The sequence below is a fragment of the Lactobacillus sp. B4026 genome (assembly GCF_026535825.1).
Classification (GTDB): domain Bacteria; phylum Bacillota; class Bacilli; order Lactobacillales; family Lactobacillaceae; genus Lactobacillus; species Lactobacillus panisapium.
Window position 1 is genome coordinate 29,559 of sequence record NZ_JAFNPD010000011.1, and the last position, 26,076, is coordinate 55,634.

The window sequence follows — 26,076 nt, forward strand, 5'->3', positions numbered from 1 at the left end:
AATAAAAGTACCTTAATATGGTACCATCGATTAATTAGATTTGCAATATCCGACGAAATTTTAGCTAATTTTCTTTACTTGATCGTAATCAAGTTCTGTAGTGGTTGCCCGGCCAAACATATCAACAGAAACAAACAACTTATACTTATCTGGTTGAATTTCCGTGATCTTACCTTCAACACCATTAAAGGCGCCGTCAATAATTGTCACGGTTTCACCAACTTCATAGTCAATTTGTGGCCGTTTAGCTGGCTCACCTTGTTGACGCAATAAGCGGTTAACTTCTTCATCTAGTAGAGGCGAAGGCTTGGAGCCACCACCATGTGAACCAACAAAGCCAGTTACATTAGGTGTATTACGAACAACAAACCAGCTTTCATCGGTCATGACCATTTCAACTAAAACGTAACCAGGAAAGATTTTTTCTTCGACTTCTTTTTTCTTGTCGTTAACTTTCTCGATTTTCTCTTGTTCTGGAACCATTACCCGAAAAATGTAATCTTGCATTCCCATGCTTTGAGCACGAGATAAGAGGTCAGATTTAACCTTGTCTTCATAGCCTGAATAAGTGTGAAGTACAAACCATTGCTTTTTAGTTGTTTCAACCATTACATAAATTCTCCTTTTAAATTTGGCAAACAAAAAAACCTCCAAGTAAGAGGTTCTTCTTAATTAATTTCATTATATCACGAATAGAAAATCATTGCTATTTACATAAACATCTGCGTCAAAATACTGAACAAGTAGTCCAGTAATCCAAGGAATAAAGCGAATAAGACAGAGGTAGTAATTACAATGCCTGTATCATGACGGTTTTGCTTAGCACTTGGCCAAGTGACTAACCGCATTTCATGTCCTACACTCTTAAAAAACTTAATCATTAATCTTTACCTCGTTTCCTTATGCACCGTCATTTTACCGCAATGCTTACAGAATTTCTTTAATTCAAGCCGCTGGGTGCGATTCTTGCTTGCGGTGATTGAGTAGTTACGCGAGCCGCAAATGCTGCAGGCTAATGATGCTTTTTTCACTGCCATAATCTCACTTCCAAACTATTGTATTTTAACAAAAAAAGATAATGTACGCAATTAAGTACAAATTAAAATTAAATAATTAACTAGCCATTTAGTCAAGATATCTGCTTTTAATGCAATTAAACAAAAACAGTTGCCCATCATCGGACAACTGCTTTTAAGTGGTCAAACAAAGCGTGACCACTGGGCGTAGAACATTGTATAGTCGGATTTACTTCTTAAGATTTTCATTTACGAAGGATTCGATTTTATCGTCAGAATAATCGAGAAACGGAAGCATTTCTTCTTCCGTCTTCATGGTATCTCTACCATTCTTTTCCATGAAGTAGTCCCAAAGGGCATCTCTAACTGGAATATCTGAATCACTCCAGTCAAAAACTTCTTTCATGTGACGATCTAACAATGCAGTCTTTATTTCTTCTGCCATCTTAATCTACCTCCTAAAATTATTCTACATTAAAGATTATATCCTATTTCCAAAGCCATAGCTATTAAAATATTATTTTAATAGGCTTGCGCGCATTTTTCTAACCAAGCGCGAACGCGCCCGAACTAAGGTAAGTTGACTTACTTTTAGATAGTTGATTACCTCTTCTTGCCGATATACGCCAAGAATAATTAATAAAGTCCATATTTCTAACAACGAGAGATTACTAATGGCTTCCTCTACGCTTTCAGATAATGGCACACAAGAAACTAAAACTGCTGGACGGCGAACAGGCTTCAGCCCATTGGTAATTGCCGTTTCCAGTGAAATTGCTTGTGTCGAAGCTCGTCTACGATATGCCATGTGATAACGTAAGACAGAGCGAACACGGTTAAGCAGACGAACTTTATAATAACTGCCGAATGTCCCTTTTCCTTCTTGATATTTTAGTGCTGCTTCGTGACACACAATCAAGGCTTCCTGGTTCCAATCCTGCTCATCATAATAACGAACATAATATTGCTGCTTAACATGGTTTATTAATGGGCGATATAAATTGTAGAGTTCTGGTAATGCATCTTGGTCTCCCGCTTTGATTTTTCTAATTAAAATTGCTTCCTGTCTCATTTTACTTGCTCAACCTTCATTTTGATTCTATTTTCAGAGCATTTAGTTATGCCCAAGTTCAAGAATAGAAAAAAATGGTCATAAACTTGACAGAACCTATGTTTATTTGGCACGAGCAAGTTGAAATGTCGAAAAGGCGCATTGCAAAAAAATCATTCTGTCATTTGCTAAGTAAAAATAAACAAAAAAAAATTCTACTATCTCAGTAGAATGCTTTTTAATTAATTAAGTGGATTACGACTATTGAGCATCTGGTAGAGCAGCACACCGGTTGCGACACTGGCATTGAGCGATTGGACGTGACCAACCATTGGCAAAGTTAACATTTGATCCATCTGTTCTTTAAGCAGACGCGAAATTCCTTTACCCTCGTTTCCGATGACAAGCACGGTCTTACCGTTACTGTCCCACCGACGATAATCCGTTCCCTTCATATCTGTTCCAAAAAGCCAGTAACCACGTTTTTTTAGCATTTGACTTGTCTGAACTAGGTTATTAACGCGAGCAACTGGCACGTGATCAATTGCCCCAGTTGAAGTCTTGGCTACAACCGAAGTTAACCCAGTCGCATGCCGTTTAGGAATAATGATAGCGTCAACTCCGGTAGCGTCGGCTGTCCGTAAAATTGAGCCCAAGTTATGCGGATCTTCAATTGAATCGAGCATTAACAGAAATGGCTCTTTTTCGTCACGATCAAATTGAGCAAGCAAATCATCTAAAGCGGCGTATTCAAAGCTAGCAACAGTTAGAACCAAACCTTGGTGATTGCCACCTTGAACCAACCGATCAAGTTTGTTTTTAGGGACTGTTTGAACAATAATGCCCTTCTTTTTCGCTAACCCAAATACTTCATTAGCAAAACTTTCCTGGACTCCCTGCTGTAAAAACACCTTATTAATGCGGTCAGCGTCTTGCGTTTTGAGAAAATCAAGCCCTGCATGCTTACCAAAAACAAAATCTTTATCATTTGAAGTCATATTGATCAATGCCACCTTCCTCTACTGTCTTAATGCACCATGCATTTAATTCGGCAATGCGGTCCGTTTTATTCAATAATTCCAAGTAGCCCCAAACAGCTTCAAAACCAGTGGACAATTGGTATGTAGCTAAACTAGTATTTTTGGCTTTAGTATACGTTTTCGAATTGCGTCCTCGCTTAAACGTTGCAATTTCATCGCTACTAAGTAAATTTTCATCTTGCAGTTTTGTAATTAATGCCGCCTGAGCTTTCGCAGAAACATAATGAGTTGCCTGCCGTTGTAAAACCTGCGGTTTAACAATTCCACCTTTAATTAGGTGCTGGCGGATTGCAATTTCATAAACTGCATCCCCTAAATAAGCCAGTGTTTGGCCATTTAACGTATCCGGATTCACAGTACTTTCGACTAACTTCTTTACTTTATTCACGTATCCACCTTGTTCCTTGTGGGGTGTCCTCCACTGTAATTCCCATTTCTTTTAATTGCGCGCGCAGCTGGTCGCTTTTAGCCCAATCCTTATTTTTCCGCGCTTGTTCGCGTTCTTTAATCAACGCGGTAATCTCATCTTCGTCTTCAGCAGCAGTTGTTGCGGTTAACTGCGTCGTTTCAATACCAAAAACCGCCAGCCAATCATGCAGCAATTGTTTTACTTCTTTTAAAGCCTCTTTATCAGCATTTTCTGCAGCAATATTAGCATTAACAACTGGCAATAAATCATAAATTGCAGCTAGCGCATTTTGCACGTTAAAATCGTCATCCATAGCCGTGATGAATGCCGTTTTCGTTTTCTTAATTGCTTCTTCTAAAGCAGCTGCCTGAACACTGCTCGTCTGATCGCTAAGTCGATATTCCAAGTTATTCAGTGTGTTTTTGAAGCGTTGCAAAATAATTTCTGCTTGCTGCAGGTTTTCCTTGGAATAATTGATTTGGCGGCGATATTGCACGCTAGCCATCAAGAAGCGCAGAACTTGCGGGTCAACTGTTTTCAGCAAATCATGCACCGTCACAAAATTATGCAGCGATTTCGACATTTTTTCTGCTTCTGCGCCAACAGTTACAAACCCATTATGCATCCAATAATGAACAAATTTTTTGCCAGTTGCGGCTTCACTTTGTGCGATTTCATTTTCATGGTGCGGAAATTCTAAATCTTGCCCACCGCCATGAATATCGATTGTCTCGCCTAAGTACTTTGTAGCCATCACGGAACACTCAATGTGCCAACCAGGGCGGCCTTTGCCCCAAGGCGAATTCCACGCAATTTCATCTGGCTGCTTCTGCTTTTTCCATAATGCAAAATCGATTGGATCCTGCTTTCTTTTTTGTTCCTCTTCGTTGATGTGCTCGGAGGCACCCTCTTCCAGTTCAGCGATGTTCTGACTGCTTAATTCGCCATAATGCGCAAATTTTTTAGCATGATAATAAACATCCCCGTCGGCCTCATAAGCATAGCCTTGAGCAATCAGTTGCTTAATAAAATTGATAATTGCCGTTATTTCATGAGTGGCACGCGGATTTTTGGTTGCTGGCTCAATATTTAAGGCTGCAGTATCTTCTTGATAGGCTTTAATGTACCGCTCTGCTAATTCAGGCACCGTGGTCTTTTCGCGCCGTGCTTCATTAATCATCTTGTCGTCCACATCGGTAAAGTTAGAAACAAAGTTAACGTGATAACCCCGATATTCAAAATAGCGTCTGATAGTGTCAAATGCAATGGCACTACGGGCGTTCCCAATATGAATGTAGTTGTAGACAGTGGGGCCACAGACATACATCGTAATTTGTCTAGGGCGAATCGGCTGAAATTCTTCTTTTGTTTTGGTCAGAGTATTATAAATTTTCACGATGGCCAGCTTGCCTTTCTAAAAAACATTTATCTTCATTTTAACAGAAAGTGGCGCATATTCTAGCATGGACTATGAGAAAATAGCGGATTGTGCCTGGCCAGCTTAGCTTTTTTACCTTCAAAAAACACGTAGTAACCATAAAGTGGCGCACTGCACACAAATTTGATGATGGCCCTCCTCCTTTTACCAACCTATTTTTTGCTAAATTAGACAAATGGTTCTTGCCTTCGAGTATGGTATAAGTCATAAAATAAAAAATAATCAAATTATTAAAGATCTTAAACTAACAGTAGCACTTCACATGCTACGCAGTGAATATTTGAAGGAGCCAAGATGGAAAAACAAGTAATGCTAGTTGTTGGTGCAGGGCAAATCAGTCTTGCGATTGCACGAAGATTAGGGGCTGATTACCAAATTATTGTTGGTGACAAGAACTTAGAACATGCCCAAAAGTTCGAACAGACTTTAACAGAAGCCGGCTTTAATGCTAAAGCAAGCGAAATGGATTTAGCATCACGAGATTCAATCAAAGAAACCATTAAATTTGCTACGACCTTTGGTGAAATAAAAGCTTTAGTTAATGGTGCCGGATTATCACCAAGTCAGGCCAAGACCGAAGATATTTTAAAAGTTGACTTGTACGGCACAGCGGTCCTACTTGAGGAAGTAGGCAAAGTTATTGCGAAAGGCGGCGTTGGGATTACTATTTCTAGTCAATCTGGTCACCGTCTTCACGCCTTAACAACTGAGCAAGATCGTCAACTCGCTACCACTCCAACCTGTAAATTATTGCAATTGCCAATCCTGCAACCAGAAAACATCGCCGATACGCTCCAAGCATACCAGTTAGCAAAAAGGTGTAATGAAAAAAGAGTGATGGCAGAAGCAATTAACTGGGCTAAAAGAGGGGCTCGACTGAATGCAATTGCTCCCGGAATCATCGTAACACCTCTTGCTCTAGATGAATTTAACGGCATCAGGGGCGACTTTTACCGAAAAATGTTTGCCCAGTCCCCTGCTGGACGTCCAGGAACTGCAGATGAAGTAGCGAATGTAGCGGAGTTGTTAATGACACAGCAAGGTGCATTTATTACCGGCTCAACTTTTCTAATTGATGGCGGAGCTACGGCAAATTACTTTTATGGCCAGCAAGCTGACAATTAATTCCAGTCGAAAACCAAATTACCGCTAAAACGCAAAAGCACACCACCTCGTTTCGAGATGATGTGCTTTTTATTTCTATTATAAGCCGTTTTCGCTCATTTGCTTCAAGGTTAAGTCCAAGTGCTGCATCACTCTTTGCTTACCTAAAAGTTCCATTGCTTCACCAATGCCAGGGCCAACCATTGATCTAGTGGTTGCAATTCTGATTGGCATAAACAGTCTTCTACCCTTAATGCCCGTTTCTTGACGTGTTGCTTGAACAGCATTCATGATTTGGGGAGAAGTAAACCGTGGAATCAGATCAACTTGCTTCTTAAATTCTTCGATTACAGGTCTAGCTTCGTCTTTGCGAATTTCATCGATTTCTTCTTCACTCAAGTTCTTCGGTGCATCAAAGAAAATTTCGGCCAAATCCACAATTTGCTTAGTGTATGACATTTGCACTGAGTAAATATTTACCAGTTGCCGAACCCATTCCATCTTTTCTGGATTTGGATCTTGTTCCACTAGCCCAGCTTCTTGTAAGTTATTCAAAGCCAAATCAAGCAAGGTGTCACGATCGGCCTTCTTAATGTATTGGTTATTGATCCACTCAAGCTTCTTTTGGTCAAAAGCAGCAGGAGAATTTGATAACCGTGCTGGGTCAAATTGTTTAATCAATTCACGTTGAGTGAAAATCTCATTTTCGCCCACAGGTGACCAACCAAGAAGAGTAATAAAGTTAAACATGGCATCTGGCAAATAGCCCATATCACGGTATTGCTCAATAAATTGCAAAACTGATTCGTCACGCTTGGAAAGCTTCTTACCAGTTTCAGAATTGATAATCAATGTCATGTGACCAAATTTTGGTGGTTCCCAGCCAAGCGCTTCATAAACTGCTAATTGCTTTGGCGTGTTGGAAACATGGTCATCCCCACGCAGCACGTGAGTAATTTCCATCAAGTGATCGTCAATAACAACTGCAAAGTTATAAGTTGGCATACCATCACGTTTTTGAATAACAAAATCGCCACCGATCGTGTCTGATTCAAAACTCAGATGGCCCTTAACAATATCTTCCCAGGAATAAGTTTCCATTTCAGGAATGTGAATCCGAACAACTGGCTTCAAGCCCTTGGCCTTAGCTTCTTCTTGCTTTTGCGCAATTTCGTCAGCTGTCAGGCCCTCATATTCATAGGTGTAGTGCGGTGCAATCCCCATTGCGCGCTGCTCTTCACGTTGCTCTTCAAGCTCTTCTTCAGTTTTATATGAATAATAAGCTTTACCTTCATCAATTAATTGCTTGATGTACTTATTGTAAATATCTTTACGTTCTGATTGCCGGTAAGGACCAAAGTCACCGCCCTTATCAGGACCTTCATCCCAATCAATTCCAAGCCAGCGAAGATTATCCATCTGAGACTCAGAGCCACCTTCAACGTTCCGCTTTTGGTCGGTATCTTCAATTCTTAATACAAAAGTACCTTTATTATGGCGCGCAAATAGATAATTAAATAATGCAGTACGCGCGTTACCGATATGCAAATGTCCCGTTGGACTTGGGGCATATCTTACCCGAATTTTTTGTTTTGCCAAAATTCATGCCTCTTTCAAAAAGTAAATCTCAATAAACTAAGTTTAACGGTTGAACCATAAAAGTTCAATGGTTGCTTATCCTAAAACCAATTTCAATGCCTGCGGGATGCTAGCCACTGGTATCACTTCAATGCCAAGGTTCTGCAGGCTAGCCCGCATGTTGTGTTTAGGAATAAAAATGCGCTTAAAACCTGTTTTAGCGGCTTCTTTAATGCGGGCATCGATTTGATTGACCCGACGCACCTCACCGGTTAAACCAACTTCACCAACAAAACAATCTGTCGGTAAAATTTCTTCATTTTTATAGCTGGAAGCAATTGCCATTACTACTGCTAAGTCGACAGCCGGTTCATTTAACCGAATACCACCAGTAGCTGTTAAGTAGACATCCTGGTTTTGGAGCATTAAATTGCCCCTTTTTTCTAGCACCGCTAATAATAAGCCAGCGCGGTTAAAGTCAATTCCAGAAGTTGTTCTTTTCGCATAACCAAAGGCTGTTGGTGTAACCAGTGCCTGAATTTCAGCTAATATTGGGCGAGTACCTTCTAGTGATACGACAATGGCCGAACCTGTTGAATTTGGCAAGCGCTCATCAAGAAAGATTGCTGACGGGTTGGTTACTTCTTGCAGCCCCTTATTGACCATTTCAAACATCCCGATTTCATTGGCAGCACCAAAACGATTTTTAACCGAATGGAGAATTCGGTACGCGTGATGCTCATCGCCTTCAAAATACAGAACTGTGTCAACCATATGCTCAAGAATCTTGGGACCCGCAATGGCACCTTCTTTGGTAACGTGCCCGATCACAAAAACCGTAATCGCATCCATTTTCGCTATTTTCATTAATTCACTGGTGACTTCACGTACCTGCGAGGCCGAACCGGTCATTGAATCAAGACTAGGTTCATTCATCGTTTGAATCGAGTCGATTACGACAAAATCGGGTTTAATGGTGTCAATCTGTTGCCTAATATCCTCCATATCAGTTTCTGGATAAAGCATCATTTCATTACCACTAAGACCCAACCGGTCCGCGCGCAATTTGATTTGATTAGCAGATTCCTCACCGGATACGTATAAAACCCGGTAGGTTGCGGACAATTCACTCATGATCTGTAACATTAAAGTTGATTTCCCGATTCCGGGATCTCCACCAATTAAGACCAATGAGCCTGGTACTATTCCACCGCCTAAAACACGGTTTAACTCACCCATGCTCGTTTTGATCCGCTCTTCTTTTTCAGCCTTAACAGCGGTAATCTTAACTGGTTCATTAATCCCAGTTTTCTTAATTAACCGGCTCGGACTGCCCTTAGTGGAACGAGCTTGGACTGTTTCAGTCTCTTTTTCAAACTGATTCCAAGCACCGCAATTAGGACAGCGGCCCAAATAACTGGCAGAAATATAACCACAGGAATGACATTTGTACTTAGTTTTAATCTTCGCCATTAGTCCTCCTTGTTTGTTGAACCAAATCCGTTTGCTCTAATCCGGCTAACTGGAAGGTCATCATCAGCTTTTTGGTATTTCATAAAAATCCCTTGGGCAATCCGGTCGCCTTTATGAATCTTAATCGGCCTAACCCCATAATTAATGAGCTGTGCAAAAATTTCGCCCTCGTTAGCTTCATTATTATAATAATCAGAATCAATTACACCAATGCCATTAGGCAAACTCAAGCTACGCTTAAAAGTATTCGATGAGCGGTTTGCCAGCAGCAAAAATTCATCTTCTGGCATGTAAGCTTTGACCCCAGTCGGAATAAGAAATGGTTTTAAAACCTGCTCCGCCATTTCATAATCTGGTTCATATAATTGGTGCCCGTTTCTAATTAAACGAAAAATCCGCACAAAATTCAGTCGCCAAATGCTGGGAATCACCATATCTTTAGCCGCCGCAAAATCATACCCAGCGCTCGCAATTGTCTGCCGCCTAGGCAAAATAATATTTTGATCTTGATACTTAGATACAACTTCAAAGCCACGTAATTTAGTCATTTTATCTCCTTTAAATCAACAAGAACTATTTTACCTTAATCGCAATGATTTATCCTTAATTTGCGTAAGTTCAAAGAATTTATTAACTTATTTTTTAAAAAGTGGTACCTAGCTATTTTAAATAATCCGTTAGTTACTCTTTACCTACCTAGTTGAGGCTGACCACCTAAACTTTTTGCTTTTTTTTAATGCAGATATTCTATAATAAGATACGCAAAAAAAATATGGTTGTTTTTTAAAAGGAAAATTTATGTTTAATGTTAATAACCCGCACCAATTCTTTCAAACCGATGATGATAACGGCGTTATGGTATGTCGCTGGACGATGGACAAAATCAAGCGCAAAGATGGCAAAGTTTGGTTAATGAACCACTTTTTTATCAATCCTAGTGCAAATAAAGCTGAAGTCTTAGATCAAGAAATGCGCATCGCAATGCTTGTTGCCCAAGAATCCAACTTAAAAATCTGGCCACTTGATCCTTTAATCATCGCATATTTTGCTGAGCATCCCGCATTTGACCAAATTTGGTATCACCGACCTTGTGCTAACTAATTAATGCAAGAAAAATTAAGTTGAACAAGCCAAAACTGTGCACTTTTTACTAATCTTAATTAGACTACTCTACTGAGTTAAGCTAAAATGGTAGTTATTAACTTAAGGAGGAATATATAATGACTAAAGAAATTACCAATGACGCTATTGCCAATTACACCGCTGATTTGGCTAAGCATCCTAGTTTTAATATTGCCAGTCATGCTGCTCAAGAAAACGGCATCTACAAGGCAAGTCAAAACCTGCAATCAAAGATTGATTTAAACCCAACTTTTTCAGTAGAAATTGAAACTGGTAAGCCAGCTGATCAAAAGCAATCCGGTCGTTGCTGGATGTTCTCTGCCTTGAACACCATGCGCCACCCATTACAAAAGGAATATAAAGTTAAGGACTTTGAATTATCGCAGAACTACACCAACTTCTGGGATAAATTCGAAAAATCCAACTGGTTCTTTGAAAATGTGATTGCTTCAGCTGATAAGCCACTTGGTGACCGTAAAGTTAGCTTTTTGTTCACTACCCCACAACAAGATGGTGGTCAATGGGACATGCTATGCGGTTTAATTGAAAAATATGGAATTGTGCCAAAATCAGTTTATCCAGAAACTGCTAACGCAACAAATTCTAGCGCTTTGAATGACACTTTAAACACTTTATTGCGTAAAGATGGGTTAGAACTGCGCGATTTAGTTAACAGTGGCAAGTCCGAAGATGAAGTTGAAGCACGCAAGAACGAATTCTTAAACGATGTTTTCCGGATCTTAGCAATTTCACTTGGCGTTCCACCAAAGAAATTTGACTTTGAATACAAAGATGACGATGGCAACTACCACCGTGAAGCTGGAATTACACCAAAAGAATTCTTTGATAAATACGTTGGCATGAACCTGGAAGACCACGTTTCAATTATCAACTCACCTACAGACGATAAGCCATACCACAAGGTCTTTTCTGTTGAATACCTGGGCAATGTTGTTGGCGGCAGACAAGTTCGTCACCTTAACTTAACCATTAACGAAATGAAAGACCTAATCATCAAGCAATTAAAAGCTGGTGAAGTTGTTTGGTTTGGTTCAAATGTTGGTAAGGATTCCGAAAGACAACTCGGTTTACTCGACACTAACATTTACAAGCGCGATGAATTATTCGACGTTGATTTCTCAATGACTAAGGCCGAAAGACTTGATTCTACTGAAAGCATGATGGATCATGCCATGGTCATCACAGGTGTCGACTTGGTTGACGACAAGCCAACTAAGTGGAAAATCGAAAATTCATGGGGTGAAAAGCCAGGATTTAAGGGTTACTTCGTTATGAGCGACTCATGGTTTGACTCCTTCGTTTACCAAGCTGTTATCAACAAGAAATTCTTGCCAGATGACATGAAGAAAGAATTTGACGACGGTGCTAAGAACCCAATTCAACTTCTTCCTTGGGACCCAATGGGTGCTTTAGCTTTTAAGTAAAATAAATGGTTAAAAAAATGCGTTACTGCAATTAGTAACGCATTTTTTATTTACCGTAAAAGCTTAATTCATGCTAAGCCAACCTCATTAACAAAACGCATGAATGCGGCCTGCCCAGCAGGTGTTTGCTTAAAAACACCTGCATCTTCTAAAACGCGAGCAAAAACTTGACCTAATTCATCTTGCAATATCTGGTTTACGTTAGCAGCCTGAATTCGCTGCCGTTCTTTAATTTCTTGTGCCCACTGCAGGTGAATCTGCTTAATAGCATTAGGCTGCCCTAAAAGATATTTCTTAACCTCGTTCATCTCTGGTACTAGGCGCGGTGGCAAAATCGCTAGTCCTAATACTTCAATTAAACCAATATTTTCTTTTTTGATGTGCTGCACATCGGGATGCGGGTGAAAAATCCCAGCCGGAAAGGCAGCTGAAGTTTGGTTATCACGTAAAACGAGGTCAAGGACATAATCACTGCCCTCTTTACGCGCTATCGGCGTAATGGTGTGGTGCTTTTCGCCGGCACTGACGGCACGCACATTAACCGTTTCATCCGAATATGTTCGCCAAGCAGTAAGAATTTTGGCAGCTAAAGAAACCAGTGCTTCCTTGTCTATGCCGCGCAATCGAATCACCGACATGGGCCACTTAACTAGTCCAGCTTTGACGGTGGGAAAGCCAGCAAACTGCAGCTTAGTTGTAATTGGAGCCTCATCCATAGGAAAACGGTGCTTGCCGCCTTGGTAATGCTCATGTGACAATATTGAACCGCCCACAATCGGCAAATCGGCATTGCTCCCCACGAAATATCCGGGAAACTGATCAACAATTGTCAATAAGTTATTAAAAGTTGATCGCGCAATTGTCATCGGTTCATGTTTGGCTGAAAGAAAAATACAGTGTTCGTTAAAATACGCATACGGTGAATACTGGAAGCCCCATAATTCACCATTAAGCTTAAAGCGAATAACGCGGTGATTTCTGCGCGCCGGATAATCCGCACGGCCCTCATAACCCTCATTTTCCAGACATAATTGACATAACGGGTACCCAGTTGATTGTGTTTTGGCTGCTTGCGCAATCTTCTTCGGATCCTTTTCAGGCTTGGCCAAATTAATGGTAATCTCTAACTTGCCATACTTACTAGGCGTAACAAAATAGCTATTTTTAGCAATTGCTCGCGTCTTAATATAGTCGCAGCGTTTGCTCAGTTCGTAAAAATTGTTAATGGCTTTACTGGCAGATTTTTGGTAAGTCTGCCAGAAACGCTTATTAACGACGCTAGGTCGTGGTGTAAGCAAAGCCATTAGATCGGCGCCAATAATTGCCCGTTCAGCGCTATCCCCTTTACATTTACCATTTGCCTGTGCAATTTGAACTAATTCATCTTTTAAATCAAGCAAGTCACTTTTGCTAGTTACCGCGCTGACAGCAGAATCGCCCACAATACTTAAAATTTGATTCCGTAAATATATTCGATCTAAGTCAGTATAATCGCTATTGGCAATTACCTGCGTAATAAATGCTTCAACTAGCTTTTGTTCAGCCATTTTTTATCCTATTCATGTAAAATCTTGGTGCCATCAGAGGTGGCAGCTAAATAAAATGATGGTGCATAACCAATTTGGTGCTGGTAGACCGCTGCCACATTTTCCTGAAAGGCTGTCACTTGTTCCTTAGCTACGAGTGCAATCGCACAACCACCAAAGCCGGCTCCCGTCATTCGCGCACCTAACACGCCAGGCTGCTTCCAAGCAGTGTGAACCAGTGTATCCAGTTCCTTGCCAGTAACTTCGTAATCATATTCGAGTGAAAGATGCGAAGCATTCATTAACCGGCCGAATTGAGCTAAATTGCCTTTTTGTAAAGCCTTTTCTGCTGCCAGTGTCCGCTGATTTTCCCATACAGCATGTCGGCACCGCTTTAACAGCATTTCATTAGGTAGCAAGTAGCCGTATTCATCAAGTAAATGACCGGTAAGTTCCCCCAAGGCTCTGATATTAAGTTCTGTTTGAAGTATTTTTAATCCTTCTTCACTTTCCTTACGCCGCTCATTATATTTGGAATCCGACAATTCCCGCTTCTTGTTAGTATTCATGATAACAATTAGATTGTTATTTAACTTTAAGGGCACCATTTTATAATGCAATTTACCAGTATCAAGCAAGATAGCCTGATCACGCTGCCCCATTGCAACGGCAAACTGATCCATGATACCTGAATTAACCCCGATAAAATTATTTTCGGTTTTTACGCCAAGCTTGACTAGCTCTAAACGGTCAATGGTTAAATTAAACTGATCCTTCATTATGAGACCAATTAACATTTCCAGCGCTGCCGACGAAGAAAGACCGGCTCCATCAGGAATGTTGCCACTAATGTAAATGTTTAATCCGTGATCAAAGTGTGCACCACTTTTAAGCAAATAATGCAGCATCCCCTTGGCATAATTAACCCAGGAATCCTTTTTGACGTATTTTAGCTGTGCCAAATCGACCGTTACAATACCAGTTTTAGCAAAATTAGCCGAATAAAAGTTAAACTGTTGATCTGTTCGCGGACTAACTGCGCCATAGATGCCTAACGAAATCGCACACGGAAAAACATGACCGCCATTGTAATCAGTATGCTCGCCAATCAAATTAATGCGCCCAGGAGAAAAATAACAGCCTGAGGGTTGGTCATGATAAATATTGGCAAAATCTTGTTTTAATTCTTCAATTTTCATTGCTCCCGCCTTCGCCAAATAATAAAGCGTTATCATTTTTACATTCTAATTATACGGTTTTCCGTTGAGCTCAACAAGTGAATTAATTAGCACAACATTTTCATTTATTCACCACTCAAATACCAAATAAAAAACGACTTTGCTGTAAGTTGCAAAATCGTTTCTTTTGTTTTTACCAAATATGTAACAGCCGGTCGGGCTGCAGTTTGGTTAAATTAAACTGGTGAACATGCTGCGGTTTACTTTGCGGAAATATTTCCATAAAATCGGCCAGATTCACTAAGCCGGTCGAATATGTCCACACACCCTTTACCTTTTTTATTGGATCAAGCATTTCGTTCCTGATTGGACAAGCAGAAATTAAGAAATGCTTGTGATGAAATTTAAAAACAAAATACGGTAACCGAAAGTCATTAATAATTTCTTCTTTTGTCTTACCAATTGTAACCACATTTCGGTATGTACCATACATTTCAGTAAAACGGTCATTAAACGAAAAATAAAAATTTGAAATGTGAACATGCGGAAAATCTTCTTCCGCTACCTGGTCAGGAACTGCAACAACGTGAGCAAAATGATCTAAATTACTTTCACGCTGTGATAATGCTTTCCCCAATTGGTTAGGACTAATAACGTGTGCCCATTCCGGAACCGCCAAATTTTCCTGATAATTAATATACATTTGCCTGACCACTTCAGGCTTAACCCAATCATATTGCCTGCGAATTTCATTGCGGTTCAACAAATTGCGCAAGTTCTTATGATACATCAAATCAACGATAAACAATTCATAGCGATAGCACTCAACCCACGGCTTATAATGCTCAATGCTTTCTTCAACGATGTGGGTACTATCGACAATTACTGTTTCGCCACGTTTCATCTTCTCTTCTACGAGGTAGTCCACCACTTTTTCCGTTTGTTCATTTGCATATCGCGGAATTACTTGATGTAAGCAATCGGTATCTTCTTCATAATAGTAAGTTAAATTCGCCAATAATAGCCTTATTTGATCACGACTAATCGCATAGGGCTGCAAGTGATGACGAGCAATAAATGAAGATTTTCCGGAGCCGGGTGCGCCTCGTAATAAAAATATTTTACGCATACCTATTCTCCAAACTAAGAATGTAAAAACTCTATTTAGTATCGTAATAAATTTTAACATACATCTAGAAGATTCCTCACATCTAACTAAAAATGCGTGGAAATTTTAGCGCAAAATTTCTTTTTTCGTGATTTGTAAATGCTCATCAAAGGTGTAAATAATTGGCTGTGCATTAGGTACTTCAAGCTTAAGAATGTCATGATTGTCAATATACTCAAGTTTTTTAATTAATGCCCGCAAGCTTGATCCGTGAGCAACAATTAATTGATCCTCACCCTTTAACAACCGGCTTGCAACTTGATCATGATAATAAGGCAGCAACCGCTTTTGCGTCTGGTAAAGGCTCTCAGCCCGCGGCAACCGTTTCCGATCACATTGATCATAGCAAGCCGCTGTTACCTCATCACCTGCTGGCGGAACTTCATAAAACCCGCGGCGCCATCTTCGCACTTGTTCTTCGCCAAAGATTGCCCGGGAAAGATCTTTATTGATCCCCCGCAATTTACCATAATGCCGTTCGTTTAACCGCCAAGTCTTGGTAATTGGCAAATATAAAAAATGACAAGTTTCCGCCACAATATTAGCGGTAATAATTGCCCGTTGCAAAACCGAGGTGTGAATGTGGGTGGGGTAAAAGTCGGGAACCTGCTTAAGCAATTCTCCCGCCGTCTGAGCCTGAATCCGCCCCTTGGCAGTTAATGCAACATCATTCCAGCCCGTATAAACATTAGCAAAATTAGCGGTACTTTCACCGTGTCTAAGAAGCACCAATTTGACCATTTTAGCCCATCCAATGTCTAATTAATAAAAAAATACCAAAAACCGTAAAGATAATGCCTAAAATCATAAAGGGGCCAAAACTACGGCCATTATTTTTATACCGGCGATTAAAGGCATAAGCCATATCATATAACCCAACGATTAAAACAATAATCGCGGTAAATAAACTCACTTCAAACTTCATTTGTTATTCTTCCTCTTCTTGATTGCGATCCGAAACAATCATCTTGTTGTTACGCCCACGCTCACATTCAACCTGAAAGTTGGTGTGATTAATGCCCAAAACCTGCAATTTTCGGCTAATCTGCTGGTTAATCTGTTCAATCTGCCTAGCTGTTAAGTCAGGAGCAACATTTACGTGAGCATCCAGCATAACGTAACGGTCGCTATAACGCCACAAATGAACGTGATGAATGTTCTTGATTTCGGGAAAAGACAGGACAATCTTATTAACTTGGTCAAGATTAATATCAGGATTAGATTCCATCAAGACGTTAGCGGCCTTCATAGTTAACTCCCAAGCCTCATGAAAAATAAAGAGGGAAACTAGTAAAGTCATTAACGGGTCAATCCAAGTAATGTGCCAAAAGTAAATAAAAATTGCACCGACAACGACCGCAACACTAGATAAAGCATCACTCATCATGTGAATAAAGGTGGAGCGGACATTAAGATTCTCTTGGCCGTCTTGGTGCATAACGAGCATCGAGATCACGTTGGCCACTAAACCGATAATGGCCACAACCAACATAATTTGCCCACTAATTTCCGTTGGGCTCCAAAAACGTTCGATTGCCTCAATAAATAAAACAATGCTGATGAGCAGTAAAACGATCCCATTGGTAAAAGCAGCGAGCGTTTCAGCGCGATCATAGCCAAAGGTCTTTTCTTTGTTGCTACCCCGATTACTAATTAAATGCGCCACAAAGGAAATGATAATTGCACCGACGTCACTTAAATTATGCACCGCATCAGATAACAGTGAAAGTGACCCGGAAACAAAGCCACCGATAAACTCCGCAGCAGTGATAATAACATTAAGTGCCGTAACGTAGGCATAACGCTTAGTTGTGTGATCTTTCATATGTTTTTTTCCTCATGTAATAGTGTAACAAAAAGTCCTACTTTTGACAGTAGGACCTTACATATCTTCTGCGGCAACATTATAATCGATTATTTCGAATTTGCCATTATTATAGAGTATGCCCCTAGTAACGCTACCGTTATCAGGGAAAATAATATCATGGAGCCCATCGCTTTGGTTCCAATATTTAATTGCTAAGGTTTTAATGAAATCACCGTGCGAAACGATTAACACTCGCTGTTCGTTTCTAGTTAAATCGCCCAAAACCGAAATTGCCCTGACCATCCGGTCATCAAGTTCTTCCTTGTTTTCAGCTAAATGACGGGGATCAGCCTTTTTAGTTGCTTCCCGAAATTCATAGATTCCAACTTGGTTAATAATCTTGGTTACATCCTTTTCGGGACCAATTCCGGCGGCTAAACTAACCTGTTCCCAGGTATTTTGAATATCATCGCCTTCAAAAGAACCGAAGAAAACCTCCCGAAACTCGGGTAACTTTTTTATTTTACCGATTTCTGATACCTGATTGGCATCCTTCATCAAGTGGACTGTATCAATCGCACGTTTTAAATCGGAAGAATACATATTGTCAAAACGAACTTGACTAAGCGCCTGCGCTGTTACCTTCAGGTCATTAATACCCTTAATTGTTAATGGGGAATCACACCATCCCTGCACTTTGTCCAATTGGTTGAACATTGTTTCGCCATGACGTACTAAATAAATCTCTGTTGCCAACTTGCATTCTCCTTCCATTTAAATAATGTGCATAAACTATAACATATATGCCTTATAAAAGAAATAGGCAGCCTGAATGAAAGCCAGTGCAGCAATGAAGACGCGGACATATTTGGCCGGAACAACCTTCAAAATATCCATGCCTAAATAACCGCCAATAAACATACCAACTGCAAGTGGAATTGCCTGCAGCCAATAAATATGCGAAGTAAAGGCAAAGACGATTAAAGCGACCAAGTTAGCTAGACCACACACCACATTTTTAATTGCGTTTACCACAATAAACTTTTCATTAGTGATATATGTTAGCAAAACTAGGACGATTACGCCACCAGCAGCTCCGAAATAGCCCGTATATACGCCCATTGCCAGCAAGGCAGCAATATAAAAAATTTCCTGCCAAAGTGGCCGTTTGTGCGGTTCTAAATTATGGTGCTTGGCAGAAACAATGACCATAACGCCAGAGCCGGCAATAAAAAACGGAACGACTTTTTCAAATACTTTGGAGGGAAAGGACAATAGCAAATAACAGCCTAAAATTGACCCTAAAACGGTGAACATGGCGTAAAAGGCAACTTGTTTCCAATGACCTTTGAGTTCTTTGAGTGAAGAAATTGTCGAACCAATCCCGGTCCAAATTAAGGCGGCGTCATTAGTGACATTGGCATACACTGGCGGAATCCCAACCGCAAGCAGCACGGGATATGAAGCCAGTGACGCCATGGATGCAACTGATGATAATAAACCGCCAGCAATTCCGCCAAAGAAGATAAAAATTATGGTAAAAAAAGATAACATTTAAATTAGGACTTCCTTTTTAGCATTGATATCTATTATAATGCAATTAATATCAAATTAAGAAGGGATTTTTAAATATGGGAAAATTTGACTCTTTAATCTTTGTACCTGAGGGAGCTATCCTCAATGAAGGAGTTGCTGAAAGGAATGCTCTCCGGCAAACATTAGATGAAGTCGCTAGCGGTTTTGGACCAAAACAAAGGATCCAATATGCTGAACTGCTCAGCCAAATCAAGTTTTTAACATTCAGTGATCGGATTGAACTAGTTTTACAGACTTTTTGTCGCCACGAATTGTATTCAGCAAGAAAAATCTTTTATCAGAAGATGAAAGAGCAAAAGCAATTAGTCAAAGATGTTGGGCTATTTCTTGGAGAATTAAGTGATATGGATGATCAAATCAAATTAATTCTGTGCTCCAAGGAAGACCGGGAAACAATCTCCTCGCGCTTGGACGAAAGTGAATTGCTCAATTGCTTTTCAGCTGTTTACACTCAGGATGACTTTGTGCAAAGGTTACCGAATGAAGAGGTTCTAACGACAATTGTTCAGGAACAAAATCTTGATCCTGCTACTTGTTTGGTCATTGGAACTGATCTTGCTGATGACATCCAAGGCGCAGAAAATGCTGGTTTAGCTTCTCTTTGGATTGCACCAAGAAATATTAAAACGCCAATTCATCCTAATCCTACTATTCACTTAACCACATTAAGTGATTTGTTGTTTTACCTTGAACTAAGCTAGTTTATAATAAACAATAAAACGGATTGTGAGGTTGCGAAAAATGAAAAAAGCTGCTGTAGTTTTTGCCGATGGCTGCGAAGAAGTCGAAGGCTTGAGTGTCGTTGATGTTTTACGCCGACTAGGCGTTCAAACTGATATGGTTGGACTTACCAGTAAACAAATTAATGGTGATCATCATATTCTATTGACTTGTGATCAAGTTGTAGATGAGCGCCTGCTTGACTATGATGTAGTTGCATTTCCGGGTGGTAAAACTGGGGCTGAAAACTTACGGGCTAGCGAACAATTGCGCGACCTAATGGTTAAACGGCACGAAAACGGCATGTGGGATGCAGCAATGTGTGCCGCTCCCATAGCTCTCGCAAAATATGGTGTCTTGGATGATGCAGATTATACTTGCTATCCTGGCTTTGATGAACAAACTAAAAAAGATGCCCCAACTGGACATTTTAAAGAAACGATCACGGTGACAGATAATAAACACAAAGTTATCACTAGCCGTGGTCCAGCAACGGCCTGGGCATATGCCTATGCGATTGCTGAAGCACTGGGAATTGATACCCACGAGATCAAAGAAGGCATGTTGTATAATTATTTAGCTGCAAATATTTAAAATTGCGACTAGTTAAAGACGGAACTGAATAGTTCCGTCTTTTTTTATAATAAAATTGCCAAGCCCCTACTTTCTAACTGTTTAGTAATTAATAACCGCAATTTCTTTTCAGAGCTAGCGTTAAAATATGCTAAGATTTACTTGCACGTAAAAATGCAAATAACTAAGCAGGAGGTAACAAAATGTGTACGAGTATTGCTGTGACGGCAGATAACGGAGATGTATTTTGGGGAAGAACAATGGATTTTACCTTTGATCCATTTAAGCCAAGTGCTGATAGCAAAATGACGGCTTATCCCGCAGAATATGAATTAAAAGGATTGCACCAAAGTTGGACAACTAAATATGCGTTCATGGGCATTAATGTTAATAACTCGCTCTTTTTTAACGATGGGATTAACAGTGCCGGTATTGTTGGCGATGCCCAGTACTTGGAAGAAGCTTCCTGGGACACGGCTTCAAACCTTGAAAAACGTGGTTTAAAACCGATTATTGGTGAAGAAGTCGTGAGCTACGTCTTGAGTAATTTTGGCTCTATTGCCGAAATAAAAGAGGCTTTCACTCATTTAGGTCAGGAAAAAACAACTTATCCTGATTGGGAAGAAGCCGATACCGGCATCCCTACCCCAATTCCCATGCACTATACTTTTAGTGATACTGAAGGCCATAGCGTTATTTTAGAACCGGTAAAACAAGGTGCATTTAAGATTTATGATGGTATCGGGGTCATGACTAATAGCCCAGAATATTCGTGGCACCTGGATAATTTGCGTAATTATTTACAGTTGACCAACCATAATTTGGGCCACCAACAACTGACTGAAAAGCTAAATATTAAGCAAATTGAGAGTGGTTCCGGCTTAATCGGCTTACCCGGCGATTATACTGCGCCATCGCGTTTTGTACGCGGAACCTATCTTTCCAAGTTTTTAGCGCCATTCCATTCTGATCAGGGTATTACCCAGCTATACAATGTCTTTAAAGCGGTGATGATTCCCCGTGGAATTGAACATCTACAAGAAAATAGCACTAAATGTGATTATACGGGCTACTGGGCAGGTTACGACGTCACTAACAGAAGTCTATATGTCCAGCCTGAAGACTGCCCTACGATGACAAAGTTTACCCTAGATCCAACAATCACCACTAAGGTAACTGAGCCTATTCAACATGATTTCCAGGTTTTAGAAGCTAAAAAATAATCGCTAAACCCCAAAAATAGCAAAGGAAAAAGGATTAATAGTCACAATTGACTAAATACTAATCCTTTTTTGCTTGCTAAAAATTAATTGCATAATAATTAATGACCAGCTATATTATTAGTTAACCGTCTACTTTTAATTAACGGAAAGAAGCTAATTTTATGCTAACAGATGCTCATTGCCATTTAGAAAATAATCAAGAACTGGCAAATTTGCTCGTCAAAAAACAGATTACAACAATCGTTAATTGCCAGACACCAGAGGAATGGCACATTAACCAAAAACTGACCCGGAACATGGAGCCCCTTAGCTTTGGCATACATCCATGGGATGCTAACAGACTAACCCTGCAAGAGGTATTGCCCTATCTTGAGCAAGCTGATGTTGTAGGTGAAATCGGGCTCGATTCCGTTTGGACAGAAAATAGCTTGGACTGCCAAAAGGAAGTTTTCACCGCACAAATTGAGTGGGCCCAAGCATCCAATCGCCCAGTTATTTTACATACTAAGGGATGCGAAAAGACCATTTTAGCTACAATCAGGCAATTTCCCAATCGCTATTTAATTCATTGGTACGATTGCAGTAATTACCAGCGTGAATATGTCGATCTTAACTGCTATTTCAGCTTCTGCCTAGCTATTTTAGACGATGCTAACGTAGTTAAGCTGGCAAAAAAGGTCCCCTTAAACCGCTTGCTAATTGAGACAGATGGCTTAAGTTCGGTTGAGTGGTTGGAAAATAAACCAGTAAAAGTCGAAGACTACCCTCTTATTTTAGACCAAACACTAACGGCCTTAGCGGACTTGCGTCAGGTTGATAAAAATATGCTGGCAAAGCAAGTCGCCGCTAATTTACAACACTTTTTAGGCAAGTAATAAACTTGCTTCATTAACTTCGAATTATTGTTTCAGACTTTTTCTGTTGGAACCGATCAAGAAATAAGGTAGCCACTAACAGAATTAAAGTACCAAGAAGCAAGGTGATTAAACCATGAGCAAAATTAACCCGCATATTATTAAGATCGTAAGCTGTAGAACCAGAAATAGCTCTGAGCGAGTTAAGGTAAGTGGTAGGTAGCCAAGCTGCAAGCGCCCTAATTGGCTCAATAATTACCGTCGCTAAACTGCCCACGGCAACGAGGAAAGTCGCCACCAGCATTGTCGGGAATAAATGCCGAAAAATTCGTGCCAGTAAGTTGACATAAACAGTAATCAGTAAAAATTCAAGTAATTGAATAATAATCGTCTGCGGAATTAGCTTAACTGCTGGAACAACATCCAGCACAGCTTGCCCATTTGTCATTTTGTGAACAATATAAGGATAGTTCATATTGCCCATCCCCAATATTAGGGATGAAACTAAGAATACTACTAGATTGAGACCAAGATAAATCAAACTGACGAGCAGTAAGCCCACCCCAATATTAGTTAAGAACTTTTTACCAGAACTAATAGGAATAATGGCGGAAATATCATCACCATCTTTATATGAACTAGTAAACAGATATGACAAAACAAAAATAATGACTAAATTAAATAAAACAGGCCAAAACTTATTATTTAGTTCTAGTAGAAGCTGAATACCCGTCATGTCACTTAAGTCCTCATGTGGAATTGGATGTTTTCCTAAATTTGCTAGAAATTGTTTGGTTTGTTTAAGCCAATCTTTTTCTTCATAATTGTTTTCACTCAGTTTTAGCTCATCAGAATCATTATTTGATACTTCATAAACCTGGTGCCAGTGTTTAGCCTGCTCATCCCTAGCTAGCCGGGAATCCTTAGTCGAAACTCTGGCTGCATTTTTTGATTGAGGCTCGGTTTTAGCCTGGTGAGACTTATTTTGAGCTTCTGCTGTTGGCTTGGAGTCATGAACGACAACGTGATTAGCACTGACGACGCAATTATTTTGTCCTTCAAATAAGGCGCCATTTGTCAGAAAATTCAGATCAAGATCAAGAAAACCAAAAAGCACAATTAACAACACACTAATAATGATTGTTTTGAGATTCTGTTTAACAATCTTTTTGAATTGAAATGAAAAGTACGAGTTCATTTCACCACCTCGTATATCATTTGCTTTTGAAAGACCATCTTATGCAAGTTCGAAACTTCGATGCCGCTGTCTTGATGTGAAGTAGCAATCACACACTTATTTTGCTCACTAACTTCTTCGTCAAGCCGCGCATAGACCTTCAAACAAGTTTCTTGATCAAGGTGATTAGTGATTTCATCCATTAAATAATAAGTAGCACCACTAATAAAATACATTGTAATCAGCAATTTTTGCTTCATTGCCTGCGTATATTTGTGAATAGGTACTTTGGCATATTCACTTATCCCTAAAAAAGCTAATTCATCGGTCAAATTGGCATGAGATTGCCACTGATGTTTAACAAACTTCAAATAATCCAAGCTATTAAAGTTTAAATTAAACCAATCGCAGCTTTCAAAGAAAAATACTTTCTCTTTTGCCACAGAGTATGGCTGTTCATCAATTAAGACCTCCCCTTTTGCAAAAGGGGTAATATTGGTTATTGCCCGCAAAAAGCTGCTTTGGCAAGTATAATTTTCGGATGTGATTTGATAAAACTGCCCTACTTGAAACTGATAGCTAAAATTAAGTAAGATTGGTTGCTGATAGTCAATTGATAAGTTATTAATCGTTAGCATTTAGGACTCCTTTAAAAGTAAAAATGATTGGAATAATAACTTGTCTTAGCATCAATTACTGTATTTAACGTTCTAATCAGTTAGACAACTTAAAATTACTTTGTTTTAAAATTTCCAAAGCATTTTTACTAAGTGCTAAAATTAATTGTAACTTATTAAGCAAATATAATCTGCAAAATTATCGTTTTTTCAAAATTTAATTAATAATAAAGTAATTTATTTATTAAATTTGATAGCAAAGATAGAAAGAAAAAAATGATATTTTAGACGTAAATATTATTATTCCGCTAATCATAAATTAAAAATAACAGTCTTAACTAGTAGGATTAGCTTATATTGCTAGAATATCAAAATTTCAAATTTCAGAAAAAAATCGTTCACTCTGTTGAACAAGTTTGGCATGAATTAGCTATAAGTGTACCATTAATACTGGTTTAGATTACTTTTTTGGAGTAGATCTTCTTAATCCGCTTAAAACTCTTTTTTAAGTCGGCTGCTAGTTGACCAATACCGAGATAATCCAAGCAGGGGAAGAAAACTTGTTGCATTCGAGTTTCATCACCCGTTTGGATGTAAAGCATAACCTCATGAGCAAATTTAAGACGAACTTTTTCAAACGTAAAGGAATAGCCCATATTGATGGTATCAAGTTCTGTAACTAATTTCTTTACCTTGGCAAATTTCCGATAAAACAAAGTGAAAACAGCATTTAAGCATGTATTCCATGCAGAATGCTGCCACTGGTCATAGGCTTTTTGCTGGTTTTGGCTAAGCTTCTTGATTAGTAACTTGGTCAAACCGTATATGCGGTTACTGGGGAGCAAGCTTAAAGTATTGCCAAAATTATAAACGTCTTCGTAATACCATTCATCAATTTGTGACAGCAACTCTTCGAGTTTCTCCAAATCTTGGGATGAAAATAGATTCTCACCTGTGGCTGCCATTAGATGATGGCAGGCAATTGCGGCTCGGATTAACTCACGCCGACTTGTTGGGCTTTTACGTCTTATTGTTAAATATTTTTTAGCAAGTGACCTTAGGACATCATAATTATTTTCTAGATAAGCAGTACTAATATCACTGATATCTAAGTATGCGTTCAGGCTATTTGCTAAGAACTCCTCCGGTCTGATATGCAACCGTTCAAGCATTTTAATAACTTTACTAAACGACATATCACCCATTCCCTTTTCCCAATAATAGAGTGATGATTTTGAAGTAATACCCCGAGAAGTAGTTTCTAAACTAGATCTTTTTTCTTCGCGTAATTGTTTAAATTTTTTACCGTATATTTTATCGTACATGGAGGGACCTCAGATGAAAAAGAACTTATTGAAAAAATTTGTAATGACGATTTTAATTGGTGACTCAGTTGTTACGATTCCAGCATTAATTATGCATGCAATCGCAGCTAGCAATATCTTCTTAGGCTAATTCAAGCTAACATCTAATTTTTAACAATGTTTAGGCCATTTATGTACTGACAATAAGCCTTTTGGAATTACCTTTGAAGTATAAATTGAAAAATCAGACATTAATTAAAATCAGTACAAATTTACTACACGATTCCGTTAACTTAAGGAATCGTGTTTTTTTGTAATTATTTCAATAAGCTAATTGATTAAAAAGTTTTTCCTAACTAATTATTATGTCATAAAACTAGGAGTTAAACATGTTAGCAGTCTGCCTGAAATGGCTCTAGAACAGCAAATTGAGCTAATACAAACAAAAAAGCCCTATACTTGGGGCTTTTTAATTTAGATTAAATTTTTACCAGATTTTACACCTACTAACAAATGATGGTCAAATAGAGAAATAGTAAAAAAAACTATTAAAGGCGCAAGATAATAGAATCGGTAATTTTTCACGTCTAACTTGAGTAAATAACTGTCCGATTAGTTTGTCTTCTTTTTATCTATATAGCACTTAACAAAAAAGAT

The 26,076-nt window shown here is 39.3% G+C and carries 29 protein-coding genes; 7 read left to right on the top strand and 22 right to left on the bottom strand.

Annotated elements, in window-relative coordinates:
• Window positions 1-60: 60 nt before the first annotated feature.
• The 8 genes from nusG to cysS all read right to left on the bottom strand — a co-directional run bounded on the left by nusG (window position 61) and on the right by cysS (window position 4,912).
• A complete protein-coding gene (nusG, locus tag J3U69_RS08925) occupies window positions 61-609 on the bottom strand; it encodes a transcription termination/antitermination protein NusG (protein ID WP_103752450.1) in 549 nt (182 codons plus the stop codon).
• A gap of 101 nt (window positions 610-710) precedes the next feature.
• On the bottom strand, window positions 711-881 hold the full coding sequence (gene secE, locus J3U69_RS08930; RefSeq protein WP_103752449.1) for a preprotein translocase subunit SecE: 171 nt from the start codon (window positions 879-881) through the stop codon (window positions 711-713).
• A gap of 6 nt (window positions 882-887) precedes the next feature.
• The gene (gene rpmG / locus J3U69_RS08935; RefSeq protein ID WP_103752448.1) at window positions 888-1,037 is read right to left on the bottom strand and encodes a 50S ribosomal protein L33; all 150 of its coding nucleotides are present in this window, start codon (window positions 1,035-1,037) and stop codon (window positions 888-890) included.
• A 208-nt stretch (window positions 1,038-1,245) separates the two neighbouring features.
• Window positions 1,246-1,461: a hypothetical protein gene (locus J3U69_RS08940; protein ID WP_103752447.1), complete on the bottom strand. Its 216-nt coding sequence runs from the start codon at window positions 1,459-1,461 to the stop codon at window positions 1,246-1,248.
• 72 nt (window positions 1,462-1,533) lie between these two features.
• On the bottom strand, window positions 1,534-2,088 hold the full coding sequence (locus J3U69_RS08945; protein ID WP_103752446.1) for an RNA polymerase sigma factor: 555 nt from the start codon (window positions 2,086-2,088) through the stop codon (window positions 1,534-1,536).
• A 221-nt stretch (window positions 2,089-2,309) separates the two neighbouring features.
• Window positions 2,310-3,065, bottom strand: coding sequence for a 23S rRNA (guanosine(2251)-2'-O)-methyltransferase RlmB (rlmB, locus tag J3U69_RS08950; protein WP_220232189.1), 756 nt, complete (start codon window positions 3,063-3,065; stop codon window positions 2,310-2,312).
• Entirely contained in the window at window positions 3,052-3,495 is a 444-nt protein-coding gene (locus J3U69_RS08955; protein ID WP_267413767.1) for a Mini-ribonuclease 3, read from the bottom strand. Before J3U69_RS08955 ends, rlmB begins: the two co-directional genes overlap by 14 nt.
• A complete protein-coding gene (cysS, locus tag J3U69_RS08960; protein WP_267413769.1) occupies window positions 3,488-4,912 on the bottom strand; it encodes a cysteine--tRNA ligase in 1,425 nt (474 codons plus the stop codon). Before cysS ends, J3U69_RS08955 begins: the two co-directional genes overlap by 8 nt.
• A gap of 336 nt (window positions 4,913-5,248) precedes the next feature.
• Between cysS and J3U69_RS08965 the strand changes: the two genes are divergently transcribed.
• Complete coding sequence (locus J3U69_RS08965; RefSeq protein ID WP_267413771.1) at window positions 5,249-6,079, top strand: SDR family oxidoreductase; 831 nt, start codon at window positions 5,249-5,251, stop codon at window positions 6,077-6,079.
• Window positions 6,080-6,157: 78 nt separating this feature from the next.
• Here J3U69_RS08965 and gltX read toward each other — a convergent pair whose 3' ends face one another.
• The 3 genes from gltX to J3U69_RS08980 all read right to left on the bottom strand — a co-directional run bounded on the left by gltX (window position 6,158) and on the right by J3U69_RS08980 (window position 9,657).
• The gene (gene gltX, locus J3U69_RS08970) at window positions 6,158-7,657 is read right to left on the bottom strand and encodes a glutamate--tRNA ligase (protein WP_267413773.1); all 1,500 of its coding nucleotides are present in this window, start codon (window positions 7,655-7,657) and stop codon (window positions 6,158-6,160) included.
• A gap of 75 nt (window positions 7,658-7,732) precedes the next feature.
• On the bottom strand, window positions 7,733-9,109 hold the full coding sequence (radA, locus tag J3U69_RS08975; protein WP_103752440.1) for a DNA repair protein RadA: 1,377 nt from the start codon (window positions 9,107-9,109) through the stop codon (window positions 7,733-7,735).
• Window positions 9,109-9,657 carry a dUTP diphosphatase gene (locus tag J3U69_RS08980; protein WP_220220007.1) on the bottom strand — a complete coding sequence of 183 codons (549 nt, stop codon included), beginning with the start codon at window positions 9,655-9,657 and terminating at the stop codon, window positions 9,109-9,111. The genes radA and J3U69_RS08980 overlap by 1 nt, the downstream gene beginning before the upstream one ends.
• A gap of 250 nt (window positions 9,658-9,907) precedes the next feature.
• Here J3U69_RS08980 and J3U69_RS08985 point away from each other — a divergent pair, with 250 nt between their 5' ends.
• The gene (locus tag J3U69_RS08985; RefSeq protein ID WP_103752438.1) at window positions 9,908-10,210 is read left to right on the top strand and encodes a hypothetical protein; all 303 of its coding nucleotides are present in this window, start codon (window positions 9,908-9,910) and stop codon (window positions 10,208-10,210) included.
• A 119-nt stretch (window positions 10,211-10,329) separates the two neighbouring features.
• On the top strand, window positions 10,330-11,676 hold the full coding sequence (gene pepC, locus J3U69_RS08990; RefSeq protein ID WP_220234723.1) for a C1 family peptidase: 1,347 nt from the start codon (window positions 10,330-10,332) through the stop codon (window positions 11,674-11,676).
• A gap of 68 nt (window positions 11,677-11,744) precedes the next feature.
• On the opposite strand, the gene galT is transcribed toward pepC, so the two are convergent.
• The 8 genes from galT to J3U69_RS09030 all read right to left on the bottom strand — a co-directional run bounded on the left by galT (window position 11,745) and on the right by J3U69_RS09030 (window position 18,909).
• A complete protein-coding gene (galT, locus tag J3U69_RS08995) occupies window positions 11,745-13,223 on the bottom strand; it encodes a UDP-glucose--hexose-1-phosphate uridylyltransferase (RefSeq protein ID WP_267413777.1) in 1,479 nt (492 codons plus the stop codon).
• Window positions 13,224-13,231: 8 nt separating this feature from the next.
• The gene (locus J3U69_RS09000) at window positions 13,232-14,401 is read right to left on the bottom strand and encodes a galactokinase (protein ID WP_267413779.1); all 1,170 of its coding nucleotides are present in this window, start codon (window positions 14,399-14,401) and stop codon (window positions 13,232-13,234) included.
• A gap of 172 nt (window positions 14,402-14,573) precedes the next feature.
• Complete coding sequence (locus J3U69_RS09005) at window positions 14,574-15,509, bottom strand: AAA family ATPase (RefSeq protein WP_220220012.1); 936 nt, start codon at window positions 15,507-15,509, stop codon at window positions 14,574-14,576.
• Between the two features lie 105 nt (window positions 15,510-15,614).
• Window positions 15,615-16,289, bottom strand: coding sequence for a 2,3-bisphosphoglycerate-dependent phosphoglycerate mutase (locus J3U69_RS09010; RefSeq protein WP_267413781.1), 675 nt, complete (start codon window positions 16,287-16,289; stop codon window positions 15,615-15,617).
• 1 nt (window position 16,290) lies between these two features.
• On the bottom strand, window positions 16,291-16,473 hold the full coding sequence (locus J3U69_RS09015) for a DUF308 domain-containing protein (protein ID WP_103752432.1): 183 nt from the start codon (window positions 16,471-16,473) through the stop codon (window positions 16,291-16,293).
• A 3-nt stretch (window positions 16,474-16,476) separates the two neighbouring features.
• A complete protein-coding gene (locus tag J3U69_RS09020) occupies window positions 16,477-17,373 on the bottom strand; it encodes a cation diffusion facilitator family transporter (RefSeq protein WP_103752431.1) in 897 nt (298 codons plus the stop codon).
• Window positions 17,374-17,430: 57 nt separating this feature from the next.
• Window positions 17,431-18,111 (bottom strand): histidine phosphatase family protein, encoded by a 681-nt coding sequence (locus tag J3U69_RS09025; protein WP_103752430.1) that lies wholly within the window; start codon window positions 18,109-18,111, stop codon window positions 17,431-17,433.
• 36 nt (window positions 18,112-18,147) lie between these two features.
• A complete protein-coding gene (locus tag J3U69_RS09030; protein ID WP_103752429.1) occupies window positions 18,148-18,909 on the bottom strand; it encodes a sulfite exporter TauE/SafE family protein in 762 nt (253 codons plus the stop codon).
• Window positions 18,910-18,986: 77 nt separating this feature from the next.
• Here J3U69_RS09030 and J3U69_RS09035 point away from each other — a divergent pair, with 77 nt between their 5' ends.
• The 4 genes from J3U69_RS09035 to J3U69_RS09050 all read left to right on the top strand — a co-directional run bounded on the left by J3U69_RS09035 (window position 18,987) and on the right by J3U69_RS09050 (window position 22,342).
• On the top strand, window positions 18,987-19,652 hold the full coding sequence (locus J3U69_RS09035; protein WP_103752428.1) for an HAD family hydrolase: 666 nt from the start codon (window positions 18,987-18,989) through the stop codon (window positions 19,650-19,652).
• Between the two features lie 40 nt (window positions 19,653-19,692).
• A complete protein-coding gene (locus J3U69_RS09040; RefSeq protein WP_103752427.1) occupies window positions 19,693-20,265 on the top strand; it encodes a DJ-1 family glyoxalase III in 573 nt (190 codons plus the stop codon).
• 182 nt (window positions 20,266-20,447) lie between these two features.
• Window positions 20,448-21,467, top strand: coding sequence for a linear amide C-N hydrolase (locus tag J3U69_RS09045; RefSeq protein WP_267413785.1), 1,020 nt, complete (start codon window positions 20,448-20,450; stop codon window positions 21,465-21,467).
• Window positions 21,468-21,628: 161 nt separating this feature from the next.
• Window positions 21,629-22,342 carry a TatD family hydrolase gene (locus J3U69_RS09050; protein WP_267413787.1) on the top strand — a complete coding sequence of 238 codons (714 nt, stop codon included), beginning with the start codon at window positions 21,629-21,631 and terminating at the stop codon, window positions 22,340-22,342.
• Window positions 22,343-22,355: 13 nt separating this feature from the next.
• Here the strand turns inward: J3U69_RS09050 and J3U69_RS09055 are convergent, their stop codons facing one another.
• From J3U69_RS09055 to J3U69_RS09065, 3 genes are all read right to left on the bottom strand, one after another.
• The gene (locus J3U69_RS09055; RefSeq protein WP_267413789.1) at window positions 22,356-23,519 is read right to left on the bottom strand and encodes a hypothetical protein; all 1,164 of its coding nucleotides are present in this window, start codon (window positions 23,517-23,519) and stop codon (window positions 22,356-22,358) included.
• Window positions 23,516-24,136, bottom strand: a complete 621-nt coding sequence (locus J3U69_RS09060) for an ATP-binding cassette domain-containing protein (protein ID WP_267413791.1) — start codon at window positions 24,134-24,136, stop codon at window positions 23,516-23,518. The genes J3U69_RS09055 and J3U69_RS09060 overlap by 4 nt, the downstream gene beginning before the upstream one ends.
• Window positions 24,137-24,570: 434 nt before the next feature.
• Window positions 24,571-25,440 (bottom strand): hypothetical protein, encoded by an 870-nt coding sequence (locus tag J3U69_RS09065; RefSeq protein WP_267413793.1) that lies wholly within the window; start codon window positions 25,438-25,440, stop codon window positions 24,571-24,573.
• Window positions 25,441-26,076 lie beyond the last annotated feature (636 nt).